The sequence below is a fragment of the Aeromicrobium sp. SORGH_AS_0981 genome, assembly GCF_031453195.1.
In the GTDB taxonomy this organism is placed as follows: domain Bacteria; phylum Actinomycetota; class Actinomycetes; order Propionibacteriales; family Nocardioidaceae; genus Aeromicrobium.
Map to the genome: position 1 here is coordinate 2519475 of NZ_JAVIZD010000001.1, position 15440 is coordinate 2534914.

At 71.3% G+C, this 15440-nt stretch carries 14 protein-coding genes; 9 read left to right on the forward strand and 5 right to left on the reverse strand.

Going from position 1 to position 15440, the window contains the following annotated elements; genetic code table 11:
* Nucleotides 1-10: 10 nt before the first annotated feature.
* The 9 genes from QE370_RS12705 to QE370_RS12745 all read left to right on the forward strand — a co-directional run bounded on the left by QE370_RS12705 (nucleotide 11) and on the right by QE370_RS12745 (nucleotide 8947).
* Nucleotides 11-553 carry a crossover junction endodeoxyribonuclease RuvC gene (locus tag QE370_RS12705; RefSeq protein ID WP_253022999.1) on the forward strand — a complete coding sequence of 181 codons (543 nt, stop codon included), beginning with the start codon at nucleotides 11-13 and terminating at the stop codon, nucleotides 551-553.
* The gene (gene ruvA / locus QE370_RS12710) at nucleotides 550-1143 is read left to right on the forward strand and encodes a Holliday junction branch migration protein RuvA (protein ID WP_253023000.1); all 594 of its coding nucleotides are present in this window, start codon (nucleotides 550-552) and stop codon (nucleotides 1141-1143) included. Before QE370_RS12705 ends, ruvA begins: the two co-directional genes overlap by 4 nt.
* A 5-nt stretch (nucleotides 1144-1148) precedes the next feature.
* Entirely contained in the window at nucleotides 1149-2204 is a 1056-nt protein-coding gene (gene ruvB / locus QE370_RS12715; protein WP_067861586.1) for a Holliday junction branch migration DNA helicase RuvB, read from the forward strand.
* Nucleotides 2205-2360: 156 nt separating this feature from the next.
* A complete protein-coding gene (gene yajC, locus QE370_RS12720) occupies nucleotides 2361-2654 on the forward strand; it encodes a preprotein translocase subunit YajC (protein WP_067857924.1) in 294 nt (97 codons plus the stop codon).
* Nucleotides 2654-4285: a protein translocase subunit SecD gene (gene secD, locus QE370_RS12725; protein ID WP_253023001.1), complete on the forward strand. Its 1632-nt coding sequence runs from the start codon at nucleotides 2654-2656 to the stop codon at nucleotides 4283-4285. The genes yajC and secD overlap by 1 nt, the downstream gene beginning before the upstream one ends.
* Entirely contained in the window at nucleotides 4285-5418 is a 1134-nt protein-coding gene (secF, locus tag QE370_RS12730) for a protein translocase subunit SecF (RefSeq protein ID WP_253023002.1), read from the forward strand. Before secD ends, secF begins: the two co-directional genes overlap by 1 nt.
* Before the next feature lie 50 nt (nucleotides 5419-5468).
* Entirely contained in the window at nucleotides 5469-5918 is a 450-nt protein-coding gene (locus QE370_RS12735) for a hypothetical protein (RefSeq protein ID WP_253023003.1), read from the forward strand.
* Between the two features lie 5 nt (nucleotides 5919-5923).
* Entirely contained in the window at nucleotides 5924-6448 is a 525-nt protein-coding gene (locus QE370_RS12740; RefSeq protein WP_253023005.1) for an adenine phosphoribosyltransferase, read from the forward strand.
* Between the two features lie 165 nt (nucleotides 6449-6613).
* Nucleotides 6614-8947: a bifunctional (p)ppGpp synthetase/guanosine-3',5'-bis(diphosphate) 3'-pyrophosphohydrolase gene (locus QE370_RS12745; protein ID WP_083516382.1), complete on the forward strand. Its 2334-nt coding sequence runs from the start codon at nucleotides 6614-6616 to the stop codon at nucleotides 8945-8947.
* A gap of 73 nt (nucleotides 8948-9020) precedes the next feature.
* On the opposite strand, the gene opgC is transcribed toward QE370_RS12745, so the two are convergent.
* The 5 genes from opgC to QE370_RS12770 are packed head-to-tail and all read right to left on the reverse strand — an operon-like array spanning nucleotide 9021 to nucleotide 15409.
* Nucleotides 9021-11462 (reverse strand): OpgC domain-containing protein, encoded by a 2442-nt coding sequence (gene opgC / locus QE370_RS12750; RefSeq protein ID WP_309634568.1) that lies wholly within the window; start codon nucleotides 11460-11462, stop codon nucleotides 9021-9023.
* The gene (locus QE370_RS12755) at nucleotides 11459-11884 is read right to left on the reverse strand and encodes an ATP-binding protein (protein ID WP_253023009.1); all 426 of its coding nucleotides are present in this window, start codon (nucleotides 11882-11884) and stop codon (nucleotides 11459-11461) included. The genes opgC and QE370_RS12755 overlap by 4 nt, the downstream gene beginning before the upstream one ends.
* Nucleotides 11884-12213 carry an STAS domain-containing protein gene (locus tag QE370_RS12760; RefSeq protein WP_067857905.1) on the reverse strand — a complete coding sequence of 110 codons (330 nt, stop codon included), beginning with the start codon at nucleotides 12211-12213 and terminating at the stop codon, nucleotides 11884-11886. Before QE370_RS12760 ends, QE370_RS12755 begins: the two co-directional genes overlap by 1 nt.
* Nucleotides 12210-14165, reverse strand: a complete 1956-nt coding sequence (locus QE370_RS12765) for a glycosyltransferase (RefSeq protein WP_309634569.1) — start codon at nucleotides 14163-14165, stop codon at nucleotides 12210-12212. Before QE370_RS12765 ends, QE370_RS12760 begins: the two co-directional genes overlap by 4 nt.
* On the reverse strand, nucleotides 14162-15409 hold the full coding sequence (locus QE370_RS12770) for a SpoIIE family protein phosphatase (RefSeq protein WP_309634570.1): 1248 nt from the start codon (nucleotides 15407-15409) through the stop codon (nucleotides 14162-14164). The genes QE370_RS12765 and QE370_RS12770 overlap by 4 nt, the downstream gene beginning before the upstream one ends.
* Between the last annotated feature and the right edge of the window lie 31 nt (nucleotides 15410-15440).

Here is a 15440-nt window from a genome sequence, read left to right on the forward strand (position 1 = left end):
TCGTTCGAACATGCGTTCCCCCACGCGCGTGCTCGCGGTCGATCCCGGGCTGACGCGGCTCGGTCTCGGTGTCGTGCAGGGCTCCGTCGGTCGGCCGTTGGAGATGGTGCACGTCGACGTGCTGCGCACGCCGGCCGACCTCGACACCGCCCGGCGTCTGCACCGGCTGGAGCAGGGGCTCGAGGAGGCGGTGCGGCTGCACCGGCCGCACGTCGTGGCCGTCGAGCGGGTGTTCAGCCAGAGCAACGTCAGCACCGTCATGGGCACCGCGCAGGCGAGCGCGGTCGCGATGCTCGTGGCCGCCCGGCACGGGGTCGACGTCAAGCTGCACACGCCCAGCGAGGTCAAGGCGGCCGTCACGGGCAGCGGGCGCGCCGACAAGGCGCAGGTGGCGGCCATGGTGGTGCGGCTGCTGCGTCTCGCGGAGGCGCCCAAGCCGGTCGACGCCACCGACGCGCTCGCCCTGGCCATCTGCCAGATCTGGCGTGGCGGCGCGCAGAACCGTCTGCAGCAGGCCCACGCCGCTGCCCAGCGCAAGGAGTCCCTCCGGTGATCGCCCACGTCCGCGGCCAGGTGGCCGCCCTCTCGCTCGACTCCGCCGTCATCGACGTGGCCGGCCTCGGCCACCTCGTGCACTGCACGCCCGGCACCATCGCCCGGCTGCGGCTGGGGGAGCAGGCCCAGCTCGCCACCACGCTGGTCGTCCGCGAGGACTCCCTGACCCTCTACGGGTTCGCCGACGCCGACGAGCGCGACATGTTCCTGCTGGTGCAGACCGCCAGCGGCATCGGGCCCAAGGTCGCGCTCGCGATGCTCGCCGTCCTCGCCCCCGACCGGCTGCGTCGCGCCATCGCCGAGTCCGACCACGCGGTGCTCACGTCGGTGCCCGGCATCGGCCGCAAGGGCGCCGAGCGGATCGTCGTCGAGCTGAAGGACCGCGTCGGCCCGGCACCCGTCGCGACGTCCGGCGGCACCGGTGGAGGCGAACCGTGGCGGGCGCAGGTGCTCGAGGCGCTGCAGAGCCTCGGCTGGTCCTCGCGCGACGCCGAGCGCGCCATCGACGCCGTGGCCGACTCCGCGGGCGACGAGCCCGACGTCGGCCAGCTGCTGCGCCTCGCCCTGCGATCCCTGTCGAAGGCGTGAGCGGCGTGCACGACGAGTACCGCGACTCCTTCACCGACCTCGACGCCGTCCTCGCCGAGGCCACGCCCGACGACCGCGCCTTCGACGCCGCCCTGCGCCCGCGCACCCTCGAGGAGCTGGTCGGCCAGGAGCGGGTCCGCGAGCAGCTCTCGCTCGTGCTCGAGGCCGCGCAGCAGCGAGGCCGCACACCCGACCACGTCCTGCTCTCCGGTCCTCCCGGCCTGGGCAAGACCACGATCGCGATGATCATCGCCCACCAGCTCGGCGCGCACCTGCGCCTCACCAGCGGTCCCGCCATCCAGCACGCGGGCGACCTCGCCGCGATCCTGTCCGGTGTCGACGAGGGCGACGTCCTCTTCATCGACGAGATCCACCGCATGTCGCGGCCCGCCGAGGAGCTGCTGTACATGGCGATGGAGGACTTCCGGGTCGACGTCGTCGTCGGCAAGGGCCCGGGCGCGACGGCGATCCCGCTCGAGATCCCGCCGTTCACCGTCGTCGGCGCCACCACCCGCGCAGGGCTCCTGCCCGGGCCGCTGCGCGACCGGTTCGGCTTCACCGCCCAGCTCGACTACTACGAGGCCGCCGAGCTGCAACGCATCGTCGAACGCTCCGCCCGGCTGCTCGACCTCACCATCTCCGACGACGGCGCCCGCGAGATCGCCTCCCGCTCCCGCGGGACCCCGCGCATCGCCAACCGGCTGCTGCGTCGCGTCCGCGACTACGCGCAGGTGCGCGGCGACGGCACCGTCGGCCACCCCGAGGCGCGCAAGGCCCTCGCCCTGTACGAGGTCGACGACCTCGGGCTCGACCGGCTCGACCGTGCCGTGCTGCAGGCGCTCTGCGGCAGCTTCGGCGGGGGACCGGTCGGCATCAGCACGCTCGCCGTCGCCGTCGGTGAGGAGCGCGAGACCGTCGAGGAGCTCGCCGAGCCCTTCCTCGTCCGGCTCGGCTTCCTCGCGCGCACGCCGCGCGGTCGGATCGCGACCCCCGCCGCCTGGCGTCACCTCGGGCTCGCCGCACCGGCCGACCCGGCGCAGCTCCCGCTCGACGACGCCTAGCCGCGGCGCGCCCACGACGGGGCAGACGTCCGTCCCGACACGCCCTCGTGGAAGCATGAGAAGGGCCACGGTGCTTGGTTGCGTGTCTAAACTTCCTCCTGGCCCTGAGCCAGGTCCGCCCTGCGGACGACATCCCACCCTGACGGAGCATCTCCCGTGACCGACCTCTACAGCCTCCTGCCGATCGTCCTGCTGCTCGTGATCTTCTACCTGCTGGTCATGCGACCGGCGCGGGCGCGGCAGAAGGACTACCAGAACACCCAGGCCGCCCTCGAGCCCGGTCGTCGTGTCATGCTCGCCAGCGGCATCTACGGCGAGCTCGTCTCCCTCGGCGACGTCGAGGCCGAGCTGCGCATCGCCCCGGACACCGTGATCACCGTCAACCGCCAGGCCGTCGCGAAGGTCGCCGACCCGAGCCCGACCCCCGAACCCGAGAGCCCGAACGACTGATGGCCAGACCTGCGCCCCGACCCGGGACCCCGCGTCCTCGTCGCACCCTCCTGCTGTTCCTCGCGCTGGTCGTGGCGCTCTACGGCCTGCTCGTCGGCGTCGACCTGAAGCACGACGACGGTGCCGTCTGGAAGCCGCGCCTCGGCCTCGACCTCCAGGGCGGCACCCGCATCACCCTCCAGGCCGAGGCCTCGTCGGGCGACGTGACGCCGGAGAAGCTGCGCGAGGCGCGCGACATCATCGACCAGCGCGTCAACGCCACGGGCGTGTCGGAGGCCGAGGTCACCACCCAGGGCGGCAACCAGGTCATCATCGAGATCCCCGGCGAGCGCCGCGGCAACATCGTCGACCAGGTCGGCAAGACGGCCCAGCTGCGCTTCCGGCTCGTCTGGGCCCAGGCGCAGGGCGCCACGGGCCAGCCGCTCGACGACGCGGCGCGCGCGAAGGCCGAGAAGGCGGTGTCAGCGGTCGACTGGACCAAGCTGTCGCTCGACCAGATGATCGCCGCCGAGACCGACTCGCCGGCCACCCTGCCGAAGCAGTACTCCGACGGCGTCGCCGCGCTGCAGCAGCTGGCCGCCGGGTTCCAGTGCTCCCCGGACGGCAACCAGGTCGAGGACGTGCCCAGCCGGCCGCTCGTCACCTGCGACCCGACCAACGGGCAGGTCTTCGTCCTCAGCCCCTCCGTGATCGAGGGCTCGCAGGTCAAGAAGGCCGAGCAGGTCTACGACAGCCAGCGGTCGCAGTGGGTCGTCTCCATCGCGATGCGCGACGCCGGCTCCAAGGTGTTCGACGCCGTCACCACCGCGCTCACCCCGCAGCAGAAGAGCTTCGCGATCGTCCTCGACGGCGAGGTGCTCAGCGCGCCGACGTCGCAGGCGGTCATCCGCAACGGGCAGTCCCAGATCCAGGGCAGCTTCACGTCGACGTCGTCCAAGGCGCTCGCCAACCAGCTCACCTACGGTGCGCTGCCCCTGACCTTCAAGGTCAACGGCGTCTCCGTGGAGGGTCCGTCGCTCGCGGGCAGCCAGCTGCAGGCCGGTCTGCTCGCCGGCGGCGTGGGTCTCGTGCTCGTCATGGGCTACCTGCTGCTCTACTACCGGGGCCTCGGCCTCGTGGCCATCGGCTCGCTGCTCATGGCCGCCGCCGTCAGCTACGCCATGGTCCTGCTGCTCGGGCAGTCGCTCGGCTTCACGCTGACGCTGCCCGGCATCGCGGGCCTGATCGTCGCGATCGGCATCACCGCCGACTCCTTCATCGTCCTCTTCGAACGCATCCGCGACGAGGTGCGCGACGGCAAGTCGCTGCGCCTGGCGGTCGAGTCGGGGTGGGACCGCGCCCGGCGCACCATCCTGGCGGCCGACGGCGTCTCGCTGCTCGCCGCGGTGATCCTGTTCATCTTCGCGATCGGCGTGGTGCGCGGGTTCGCGTTCGCGCTCGGCCTGACGACGATCATCGACGTCATCGTCGTGTTCCTGTTCACCAAGCCGCTGATGTCGCTGCTCGCCAGCACGAGATTCTTCGGCAAGGGGCACAAGCTCTCCGGCTTCGACGCCGCCCACCTCGGCATCGGTGAACGTGCCGTCGACCAGTCCGGGCCCGCCCGGACCCGCACGGGAGGACGCGCCTGATGGGACGTCTCAGCAGCTTCGGCCAGCACCTCTACACCGGCCGTGTCTCGGTCGACTTCGTCGGCCGCCGCCGGCTCTGGTACACGATCTCCGTCGTGATCCTGCTGGCCTCCACGCTCGGCTTCGTCGTGCAGGGGTTCAACCTCGGCATCGAGTTCAAGGGCGGTGTCGAGCTCACCGCCAAGGTGCAGCAGGCCGACACCGCGACCGCCGACCGGCTCACGCGCGCCATCGACGAGGCCGGCGTCCCGGAGGCGGGCGACCCCATCGTCACCACCTCGGGACAGGACACGATCCGCATCGACGTCCGCGCCCTGACGCAGGACCAGACGGCCACGCTCGAGAAGGCGCTCACCGACGCCGGCGCGACCGAGGTCAGCCAGAACCTCATCGGCCCGTCGTGGGGCAAGCAGGTGGCCAGCAAGGCGCTCACCGGCCTGCTCGTGTTCCTCGTGGTGGTCGTCGTGTTCATCGCCGCCTACTTCCGCGACTGGCGGATGTCGCTCGCGGCCGTCGTCGCGCTCGCGCACGACGTGCTCATCACCGCCGGCGTGTACGCGTGGTCGGGCTTCGAGGTGACGCCCGCGACCGTCACGGGCTTCCTGACCATCCTCGGCTACTCGCTCTACGACACCGTCGTCGTCTACGACAAGGTGCGCGAGAACACCCACGGGGTGCTGGCCTCGAACCGTCGCACGTACGCCGAGCAGGCGAACCTGGCGGTCAACCAGACCCTCGTGCGGTCCATCAACACCTCGGTGACGGCACTGCTGCCGGTGCTCGCGCTGCTCGTCGTCGGTGTGGGCGTCCTCGGGTCGGGCCCGCTCAAGGACCTCGCGCTGGCCCTCTTCATCGGCATGGCGGCCGGCACCTACTCCTCGATCTGCATCGCGACGCCGCTCGCGGTCCAGCTGCGCGAGCGCGACCCCGCCGTCAAGGCGCACACGAAGCGGGTGCTTGCCCGGCGGGCGAAGGACGCCCAGGTCGCGGCCGAGCAGGCCGGTGCCGACGAGGCCCAGCCGGTGGCTGCGGGGGAGCAGGGCTCCGCCGTCCGCGGTCCCGGCGAGCGGCGCCAGCCGTCCCGTCCGCCGCGTTCGGCGCGCAAGGGCGGCAGCGGGTCGGGCGGACGGTGACGGCGTGGGGCCGTGGGCCGTCCGAGGGTCGGCATGACATGCTTGCGGGCATGAAGAAGCTTGCCCTCGCCGGCGCCCTGCTCGCCGCCACCACCACCCTGACCGCCTGCGGATCCGGCAGCAGCGCCTACTGCTCCGACCTGAAGTCCGCCACGAAGCAGTTCGACTCGCTCGAGAGCAACGACCTCGGCAAGATCGACGAGGCGTTCAAGACGTTCCACCAGCTCGCCGACGAGGCCCCCTCCGACATCAAGAGCGACTGGAAGGTGCTCGACGACGGCATCACCTCCGTCGAGAAGGCGCTCGACGACGCCGGCCTCAAGATGTCCGACCTCGCGAAGGTCCAGTCGGGCAACCTGCCCGAAGGCGTCGACATGACGAAGCTGCAGGGTCTGGCCTCGGAGTTCCAGAAGCTCGGCGACGAGAAGTTCACCAAGGCGTCCGACGCGATCGAGAAGCACGCCAAGGACGAGTGCGACGTCGACCTGAAGACGTCCTGACCTCCGTGGACGCCGCCACGGCGATCGACGCCTGCGTCCGGCCGGTCGAGGACTGGCCGGCGCCGGGCGTCACCTTCCGCGACGTCACGCCGCTGCTCGCCGACCCGGACGCGTTCGGCGCAGTGACGGCCGCGCTGGCCGACGCCGTCCGTGGGCTGCGCCCCGACGCCGTCGTCGGTGTCGAGGCGCGCGGGTTCATCTTCGGCGCGCCCCTGGCCCTGGAGCTGGGCGTCGGTTTCGTGCCCGTGCGCAAGGAGGGCAAGCTGCCTGCCGACACGCACCGCGCCACCTACGCGCTCGAGTACGGCGAGGCGACGGTGGAGATCCACACCGATGCGCTGGCGCCCGGCGCCCGCGTCGTCGTGGTCGACGACGTCCTGGCCACCGGCGGCACGCTGCGCGCGGCCGCCGAGCTGGTGCAGACCTGCGGGGCCGAGGTCGTGGGCAACGCCGTGGTCCTGGAGATCGGGGCGCTCGGAGGCCGCGAGCGGCTCGCGGACGTCCCGCTCGTGAGCCTGCGCCGCTACTGAGGACCGGAGACCGTGAACCCTCGACACACCCGCACCATCGCCCTCGTGCTCGTCGCCATCCTGGTGCTGACGGCGGCCGCCACCCTGCTGGACGTGCTCCTCTGACACGCCGCTTCGGTGGTGGCCGCCCCTGGCCTACGATGGAAGGCACGACAGGAGCAGTGAGTGGCTGATCGCATCGAGACACCGCAGGCCGGAGCCCCCGAGGTGGCGCCGGCGACCGAGCCTGCCCGCGTCGACCCCGCCCCGGCGGGCGCTCGGGTGCGCAGCCGGCTGGCCCGCATCGGCGGCCGCTCGACGCCGCAGAACCCGGTGCTCGACCCGCTGCTCGCGGTGTACCGCGAGAACCACCCGAAGGCCGACGTCGACGTCATCCGCAAGGCGTACGAGATCGCCGAGCGCATGCACGAGGGCCAGAAGCGCAAGAGCGGCGACCCCTACATCACCCACCCGCTCGCGGTCGCGACGATCCTCGCCGAGCTGGGCATGACCGGTCCGACGCTGTGCGCCGCGCTCCTGCACGACACCGTCGAGGACACGCCGTACACGCTCGACGCGGTCAGCACCGACTTCGGCGAGGAGGTGGCGCTGCTCGTCGACGGCGTCACCAAGCTCGACAAGGTCAAGTACGGCGACTCCGCGCAGTCGGAGACGATCCGCAAGATGGTCGTCGCGATGAGCCGCGACATCCGCGTGCTCGTCATCAAGCTCGCCGACCGGCTGCACAACATGCGCACGCTGCGCTACCTGCGCCAGGACAAGCAGGAACGCATCGCCCGCGAGACGGTCGAGATCTTCGCGCCGCTGGCGCACCGGCTCGGCATGAACACGATCAAGTGGGAGCTCGAGGACCTCGCGTTCTCCACGCTGCACCCGAAGGTCTACGACGAGATCGTCCGCCTCGTGGCCGACCGTGCGCCGTCGCGCGGCCAGTTCCTGGAGCGGGTCATCGGCGAGGTCGAGTCCGACCTGCGGCACGCGAAGATCAAGGCGACGGTCAGCGGCCGGCCCAAGCACTACTACTCGATCTACCAGAAGATGCTGGTCCGCGAGCGCGAGTTCACGGACATCTTCGACCTCGTCGGTGTGCGGATCCTGGTCGACTCCGTGGCCGACTGCTACGGCGTGCTGGGCGTGCTCCACGCGCGGTGGAACCCGATCCCCGGCCGGTTCAAGGACTACATCTCGGTCCCGAAGTTCAACATGTACCAGTCGCTGCACACGACCGTGATCGGCCCGCAGGGCAAGCCGGTCGAGCTGCAGATCCGTACGCACGCCATGCACCGTCGCGCCGAGTACGGTGTCGCGGCGCACTGGAAGTACAAGGAGAACGGCAGCGCGCGTCCGGCTACCGGCAAGAACGCCTCGCCGGGCAGCGACGACATGGCCTGGTTGCGCGAGCTGGTCCAGTGGCAGTCCGAGACGGAGGACTCCGTCGACTTCCTCGACAACCTGCGCTTCGAGATGAACAGCGCGGGCGTCTACGCCTACACCCCGCGCGGCGACGTCATCCAGCTGCCCGCCCAGGCCACCCCGGTCGACTTCGCCTACGCGGTGCACACCGAGGTGGGCCACGCCTGCATCGGCGCCCGGGTGAACGGACGGCTCGTCTCGCTGGAGTCGGAGCTGAAGACGGGCGACGTCGTCGAGGTCTTCACGTCCAAGTCGCCCGACGCCGGGCCCAGCCGCGACTGGCTGGAGTTCGTCAAGAGCCCCCGCGCCCGCAACAAGATCCGCCAGTGGTTCACCAAGGAGCGGCGCGAGGAGGCGATCGAGCACGGCCGCGACCTCATCGCGAAGCAGATGCGCAAGGAGAACCTGCCGCTGCACCGCATCTTCAAGCACGACACGCTCGATGCGATCGCCAAGGACCTCAACCTCCCCGACGTCTCGGCGCTGTACGCCGCCGTGGGTGAGAACAACGTCGGTGCGCAGAACGTCGTCGAGCGGGTCATCGCCCTGTCGGGCGGCCGCGACGGAGCCGAGGAGGACCTCGCCGAGGCCACCGTCATCCCGGGCAGCGGCTCGCGCCGTCCGCGCGGCGACGGCCAGGCGGGCGTGCTCGTCGTCGGGGTCTCCGGCGACCTCATGGTCAAGCTCGCCCGCTGCTGCACGCCGGTGCCGGGCGACGACATCGAGGGGTTCGTCACCCGAGGCTCGGGCGTCTCGGTGCACCGCAAGGACTGCGTGAACCTGCAGTCGCTGCGCTCGCAGCCCGAGCGCCTGGTGCCGGTGCAGTGGGCCCCCACGGCGCACAGCACCTTCCTCGTCGCCATCCAGGTCGAGGCGCTCGACCGGCCCCGCCTGCTCAGCGACATCACCCGGATCATCTCCGACCAGCACGTGAACATCCTGTCGGCGGCACTGACCACGGGGCGCGACCGCGTCGCGAAGAGCAAGTTCAGCTTCGAGATGGGCGACCCGAAGCACCTCGACCACGTGCTCGCCGCCGTGCGGCACATCGAGGGCGTGTTCGACGTCTACCGCGTCACCCAGTGACGGTGTCCTGACGACGGTGTCCTGACGGTCGGCCGCCATTCGCTGGCCCAGCCGTCAGGACACCGGCGTCCCGTCAGGTCGGGATGACCTTGAACAGGAAGCGCTGGCGCACCATCAGCCAGATCAGCCCCAGCTCGACGGTGTGCACGACGGCGCCCTGCCACGGGCTGCTGCGGTCGAGGCCGGGGATGTTGGCGACGGCCACGACGAAGAAGACGTGCACGATGAACACGTAGAGGCTGGCCGCGCCGATCGGCACGTAGAACCAGCCGAACAGGCGGTTCATCGGCTTCCACGCGGCCGTCAGCAGCGCGTAGGCGACGACCAGCACGAGCAGCAGGTCGAGGAGGCGTCCCGGCTGCAGGTAGATGCGCTGGTAGAGGTTCTCGTACAGCCAGTCGTAGCGCACGATGCCGAGGAACGGAGCCCCCTGCGTCGCCCACAGCGTCGCGAGCACGACCGCGTAGCCCACCACGAGCGTCGTGACCACCGCGACGCCGCGTCGGCTCGTCAGCGCCCGGGTGATCGGGCGGCGGTAGTAGCCGATCACGAGTCCGTGCAGGAAGGGCAGCTGCCAGCTGAGCAGCGGGAACACGGCGTCGAACTGCGAGGGCAGGACGGACGCCTTCGTCACGGCCTCGATGCCGTACAGGGTCCAGGAGATGACCAGGACGAGCCACCACAGCCGTCGACGCAGCAACCACATGAGGGCGGGCACCAGGGCCGAGAGCACGACGAACAGGCCCATGATGTTGAAGACCCAGGGGCCCATCTCCAGGAGCAGCAGCCCTCGCACGGCGTACCACGGGGGCGGGTAGGCGAGCAGCTGCGGGAAGTTCGCGTAGAGGTCGTACACCTGGCCCGCCGCCGCGCCACCGCCCGTGCCCGTGCCGCGGTCGGTGAACGTGGTGACGACCGTCGCGCTGATGCCCGGCACCAACCCGATGAGGTAGACGAGCACGACGACCCCGAGGGCCGTCAGGTACTGCTTGCGCACGCGGGCCCACGCCGCCGCCGACGCAGCCCGCTCGCCGAGCCGCTCGACGGTCCGTGGGTAGACCATGCCCAGCACGAGCCCGGACAGCAGCACGAACATCTCGGCCCCGGTGATGGCGCCGATCGCGTTGCGGCTGAGGAACGAGTAGGGACCTGCGAGCTCGGTGTGGATGACGACCACCGTGACCATCACCCAGCCGCGGAGGAAGTCGACCCGTCCGTCGCGCAGCCCGCCGTCGTCGGGGTAGCGCCACGACGGTGCGACGCGACGCACCAGGCCCGAGCCGACGAAGAGCACGGCGGCGAGCACGACGCACCCCACGATCCAGGCCATCGGGTCGCCGTCGGCCGGGTCGGCCTGGCGGTACTCGGCGGTCAACTCGTTCGCGACCTCCTGGTCGACCACCCGGGTGACGGCGCCGGTCGTCGCACCCGTGCGCAGGACCGCCTCGAACGGGCGGGCGAGCTCGGGACGCGACGTGACCCGCCAGTCGGTCTCGCGACCGTCGGCCTCGTCCTCACGGCGCCGTTGCTCGAGCCAGGTGACGAGGTCGAGGCGAGGGTAGGCGGACCGGACGGTGGGGGAGAAGACCTGGTCCCACCAGGCCGACTTCACGGCGAGCTCGTCGACGTCGCCGCGGTCGTACCAGGCTGCTGCGGTCTCCAGCGACATCGAGCGTCCGTCGCGGGCGAAGCGGTCGTAGAACGGACGACGTCGGGTGTCGTCGTCGTAGCCGTAGCGCTCCTGCAGACGAGCTACGAGCTCGTCGGAGGCCGGGACGGAGTCGGTGCCGAACGGCTGCGCCCGGCCGAACCGGAACATCACCAGCCCGACCCGGTCGACGACGTCGGCACCGGGCCAGTACGGACCGTACGGGTCGTCAGCCTCGGTGACCCGACCGTCGTCGTCGGTGTCGAGCTGGCCGAGGGGCCGGGGCGCGGAGCCCGGGATCGAGCCGTAGGCCCGACCGAAGGGGTAGCCGGCGCCGTACGCCGGGACCCAGGCCATCTCGACGGCGTCGGTCCGCGACGCGATCCCTCGGGCCGCCTCGCGGAACGCCGCCGTGTACGCCTCGGGCTGCTGCCCCCACGCCGTCCAGGTGCCGTTCATCTCCGGGGCGAACCGGACCACGAACTCGGTGTCGAGCTGCTCGTGGAGGGTCTCCAGCTGCTCACCGACGGCGCGGGCGTCGGCCGCCGTCAGGTCGTCCAGCGGGATCCGCGGCTCGAGGGTGAGCTGCGCGATCGCCCCGTGCGCGGCGGTCTGCTGCACGAACTGGCGCAGGAACACCCGGTCGTCGCGGTCGAGCGGGTAGCGCACCTTCTGGGCGTACACCGACGGGGAGACGCCGAGCCGGTCGGCGTAGTCGTCGGCGGAGTCGCGGGTCCAGTCGAGCATGGGCCCCACGTAGGGGCCGTCCGTCGGCGTCGGCACGACGTCGGCGGCCTGGGCGGGCGTTCCGCCCAGGAGGGGGAGGAGCCCGACGAGCGCCGTGAGGAGCAGACGCCGCAGGATCACCCGTTCCTCCGGCAGGTCACCGTCCAGCGGTTGATGTCGCCCTCGCGCTCGTAGGCGAGGGCGTCGACGGCGGCGATGGTCAGGGCGAGCCCGCGACCGTCCTCGGCGTCCGGCGGGGGCATCGTCACGTCGCTGAGGTCGAGCCCCACCGGACGGCCGTCGTCGGCGAACCGCGCCTCGACCAGTCCGGGGGACACGTCGAGCTGGATCGCGACCTGGCGCAACGGCGGGCCGGGGTGGTGGCGCACGCTGTGCTCCACGATGTTGGCGAAGATCTCGACGAGCGCCATCTCGAACCGCACCCGGTCCGTCGTCGAGACCGACGGGACGCTCTCCCAGAGCTGGGCGATCTCGTCCTGGAGCGTGTCGACCTGCTCGGGGACGGCCTCCAGCACCAGATGGACGCTGTGCACGTCGCCCATCAGAACGCCTCCGCGACCGAGGCGCGGGGTCGGAGCACGCGGTCGAGGTTGGTCAGGGACAGGACGGTCGTCACCTGCTCGGTCGGTCGGGCGAGCCGCAGGTCGCCGCCGGCCTGGCGGCACCGCTTCAGACCGGCGATGAGCGCGCCCAGGCCCGAGGAGTCGAGGAACGTGGTCTCGCCCAGGTCGACGACGACCTTCGACGTCCCGCCGTCGACGAGGCCGGTGATGGCCTCGGTCAGCTGGCGGGTGACGACCATGGTGAGCCGGCCGACCGGGGTGACGACCCCGATCCCGCGCTCGGTGTGGGCGACGTGGATGTCGGTCATGCGGGGGTCCTCTCCTCGACCGATGCGCTGCCGCGGTACCGCGCGGCCCGGATGATGATGCTCAGGATGACGAGGTCGAACACGACCCACACCACGTTCAGTGCCGTACCCAGCGGCTGGGCCTGTCCCACGCCGAGGCGGATGCCGCCGATCACGAGGGCCGCGACGAGCAGGCCCATGGCGACGAGCTGCGGCTTGATCAGGTCCCAGCGGGGCCGCCCCTCCGTGGCCGTCACGGTCTTCGGCGTCACGGCGAAGTCGAGGGCTCGGCCGCGGTACACGTTCCCGAAGGCCGACGTGAACGCCTTGATCCAGACCGGGAACAGCGCGAGCGAGTACTGCTGGCCGCGCCAGGTCTTCACCCCGCGCCCCACCACGAAGAACAACAGCTGGTTCACGACGAGGAACGGCACGAGCCGGATGAAGAAGTCGCTGCTGAGCGCCTGCACCGGGAGCACGCCGAGGATCAGGTAGACCACCGGCGCGCCGATGTAGACGATGGCGGCGAAGCCGGACAGGTAGCTCCACATCGTCGCGAAGTACATGAGGCGCTGCGGCCACGACAGCCCAGGCTGCACGAGCGGGTTCTCGCGGAACATCACCTGGACCGTGCCCTGGGCCCAGCGCAGGCGCTGCGTGAGCATCGAGGCCATGTCCTCCGGGGCGAGTCCGTGCGCGAGGACCTCGTGGTGGTAGGCCGTGCGCCAGCCCATGCCGTGCAGGCGCATCGCGGTGGCCATGTCCTCGGTGACCGAGATGGTCGCGAGGGGCATGACGGGCTGGGCCTCGTCGAGGCGCGACACGTCGACCGCGTCGACCAGTCGTCGCACGCTGCTGAGCGCCCCGGCTGCCGACCAGTCACGCTCCAACGTCGCGGCGAGCACCTCGACGTCGACCGCGTCGAGGCCGTCCGTCGACAACCCGTCCTCGAGGGCGGCGATGGCGGCGACGTCGTCGGCGAGCAGCCGGGCGTCGGAGCGGGCCACCTCGCGCTCGGCGTCGCGCAGGCGCAGGCCGAACCGGAACGTCACGTCGGCGACGGCCTCGCCACGGTCGAGCGCGCCCAGGGCGCGTCGGGCGTCGTAGTCGATGCTGTCGAGCAGGGTCCTGAGGGAGGCGTCGGACTCCTCGACGCCCGATCGCGCACGGTCGACGATCTTGCGGGCCGTCCGCAGGGCGGTGCGGACGCTGCGCTCGAGCTCGTCGGCGTAGCGCGAGACGCCGAGCTGCATGAGCGCCTCGCGGCGGATGACGGCGTTGGATCCGCAGAAGAAGGCGGCGTTCCAACCGTCCTTGCCCTGCTGGATGGGGCCGTAGAACAGGGGGGCCTGGCTGCCGAGCACATCGGCGTCGTCGACGTTGACGAAGTACTGCGGCGTCTGCACGAGCGCCATGCGGGGGTCGTCGAAGTAGCCGAGGACGCGGTCGAGGATGTCGGGGGTCGGTACCTGGTCGGCGTCGAGGATGAGGATGAACTCGCCCTCCGTGGCCATGAGCGCGTTGTTGATGTTCCCGGCCTTCGCGTGCCGGGGACGGTCGACCCAGTCGGCGGTGCGGTGCAGGCAGCCGATGCCGTGCTGCTCCGCCCAGGCCGCGAGCTCCGGACGGTTGCCGTCGTCCAGGATCCACGTCTGGTGCGGGTGGCGGATCTCGGCAGCCGCCAGGGCGGTGCGCTGCACGAGGTCGAGCGGCTCGTTGTAGGTGGTGATGAAGACGTCGACCGTGGCGTCGGGCGGCGCGTCAGGTGGGGCGGGACGTCGCTTCGAGCGCCACATGGTCATGCCGAACAGCAGCGAGTCGATGACGCTGTAGGTCTCGGCGATCACCAGCGGCACGGCGATCCACCAGGCCGGCCAGTTCACGGAGAAGAACCAGCGCCAGAGGACGTAGTTGACCCCGAGGACGGCGGTGAGGACCACCAGGAGCCGGACCTGCCAGAGCGGTGAGCTCACTCCGCCGCGTCCTTGCGCACCGCCAGCACGGTCACGTCGTCGCGGACGGGCACGGCGAGGGCGAGGCGCTCGACCTCGCGCACGAGCCGGTGGGGCGACCCCGTGGCGGCGACGAGACGGCTGACGGCGGCGGACGGCACCTCGATGTCGGGGACGACGTCGAGCAGACCGTCGCTGAAGCACACGAACGTGTCACTCGCGGCGAGCGCGACGCGCTGCTCGTGCCAGTCGGACGTGGCGTCGACGCCGAGCGGCAGGTCGTCGGAGCCGAGGGTCGTGGTGCTCCCGTCGTGGTGGACGACCACGGAGAGTCCGTGGCCGGCGTCGACGAACGACAGGACGCCGGTGTGCGGGTCGGCCCAGCCGAGGAAGATGGTGACGAACGCCTCGGCGGCCTCCAGGTCGTCCTGGACGACGTCGCGCGCGCGTTCGAGCACACCACCCAGGTGGCCGCGGGTGGCCGGGTCGGTCGCGGCGAAGCGGCGCATCTCCGCCCGGATGACGGTGCGGACCGCGGACATGAGGATGGCGGCGGCGGTGCCCTTGCCCATGACGTCGGCGACGAGCACGTAGTGCCCGCCCTCGAGCTCGCGGTGGTCGAAGGCGTCGCCTGCGACGAGGCCGGTGGCGACGCACGTGGCGGCGAACGTGTAGCCCGGGACGGGCGCGACACCGCGGGGGAGGAGGGCCTGCTGCACCGACGTGGCGTGCTCGCGGTCGGAGCTGAGGTGCACCTCGTCCTGCACGCAGGTGGCGAGCTGCTCGAGCATCGTGAGGTCGTGGTCGCCGAACTCGCGCGGGCTCGTGTCGTAGAGGCACAGCGTCCCGATGGTCGTGCCGTGCTGGTCGCGGATCGGGTGGCCGGCGTAGAAGCGGACCCCGAAGGCGGTGACGGTGGGCAGGGAGGCGAAGGCCGGGTCCTGCACCGCGTCGTTGATCACGAGGGGCGCGTCGTGCTCGCGCGTGGTCTCGCAGAACGTGTCGCTCGTCCTGATCTCGGTGACCCCGTCGATGCCGGCGGTCGACTTCAGGAAGGACCGCTCGTGGTCGAAGAGGTTGATGCTCGACATCGGCACGCCCCAGATGGTGCGAGCCAGCTGCGTGAACCGGTCGAACCTCTCCTCGCGGGGGGTGTCGAGCAGTCCGGTCGCCTCGACCGCGCGGTCGGGGTCGGTCGTCGTGGCGGGCGGCTCGCGGTGCGCGGTCACTGTCCGCGCCCCGCCCTCCCCGGGGGCTTCGTCCATACGTTTTATCTAACCGGACGATCGGGGACAG

What these genes read in the sequence shown, in the direction of transcription:
- QE370_RS12760 (WP_067857905.1), bottom strand. Translation starts at nt 12,213, where the DNA reads ATGACCGACATCCACGTCGCCCACACCGAGCGCGGGATCGGGGTCGTC.
- QE370_RS12735 (WP_253023003.1), top strand. Translation starts at nt 5,469, where the DNA reads ATGAAGAAGCTTGCCCTCGCCGGCGCCCTGCTCGCCGCCACCACCACC.
- secF (WP_253023002.1), top strand. Translation starts at nt 4,285, where the DNA reads ATGGGACGTCTCAGCAGCTTCGGCCAGCACCTCTACACCGGCCGTGTC.
- QE370_RS12755 (WP_253023009.1), bottom strand. Translation starts at nt 11,884, where the DNA reads ATGGGCGACGTGCACAGCGTCCATCTGGTGCTGGAGGCCGTCCCCGAG.
- QE370_RS12770 (WP_309634570.1), bottom strand. Translation starts at nt 15,409, where the DNA reads ATGGACGAAGCCCCCGGGGAGGGCGGGGCGCGGACAGTGACCGCGCAC.
- secD (WP_253023001.1), top strand. Translation starts at nt 2,654, where the DNA reads ATGGCCAGACCTGCGCCCCGACCCGGGACCCCGCGTCCTCGTCGCACC.
- QE370_RS12705 (WP_253022999.1), top strand. Translation starts at nt 11, where the DNA reads ATGCGTTCCCCCACGCGCGTGCTCGCGGTCGATCCCGGGCTGACGCGG.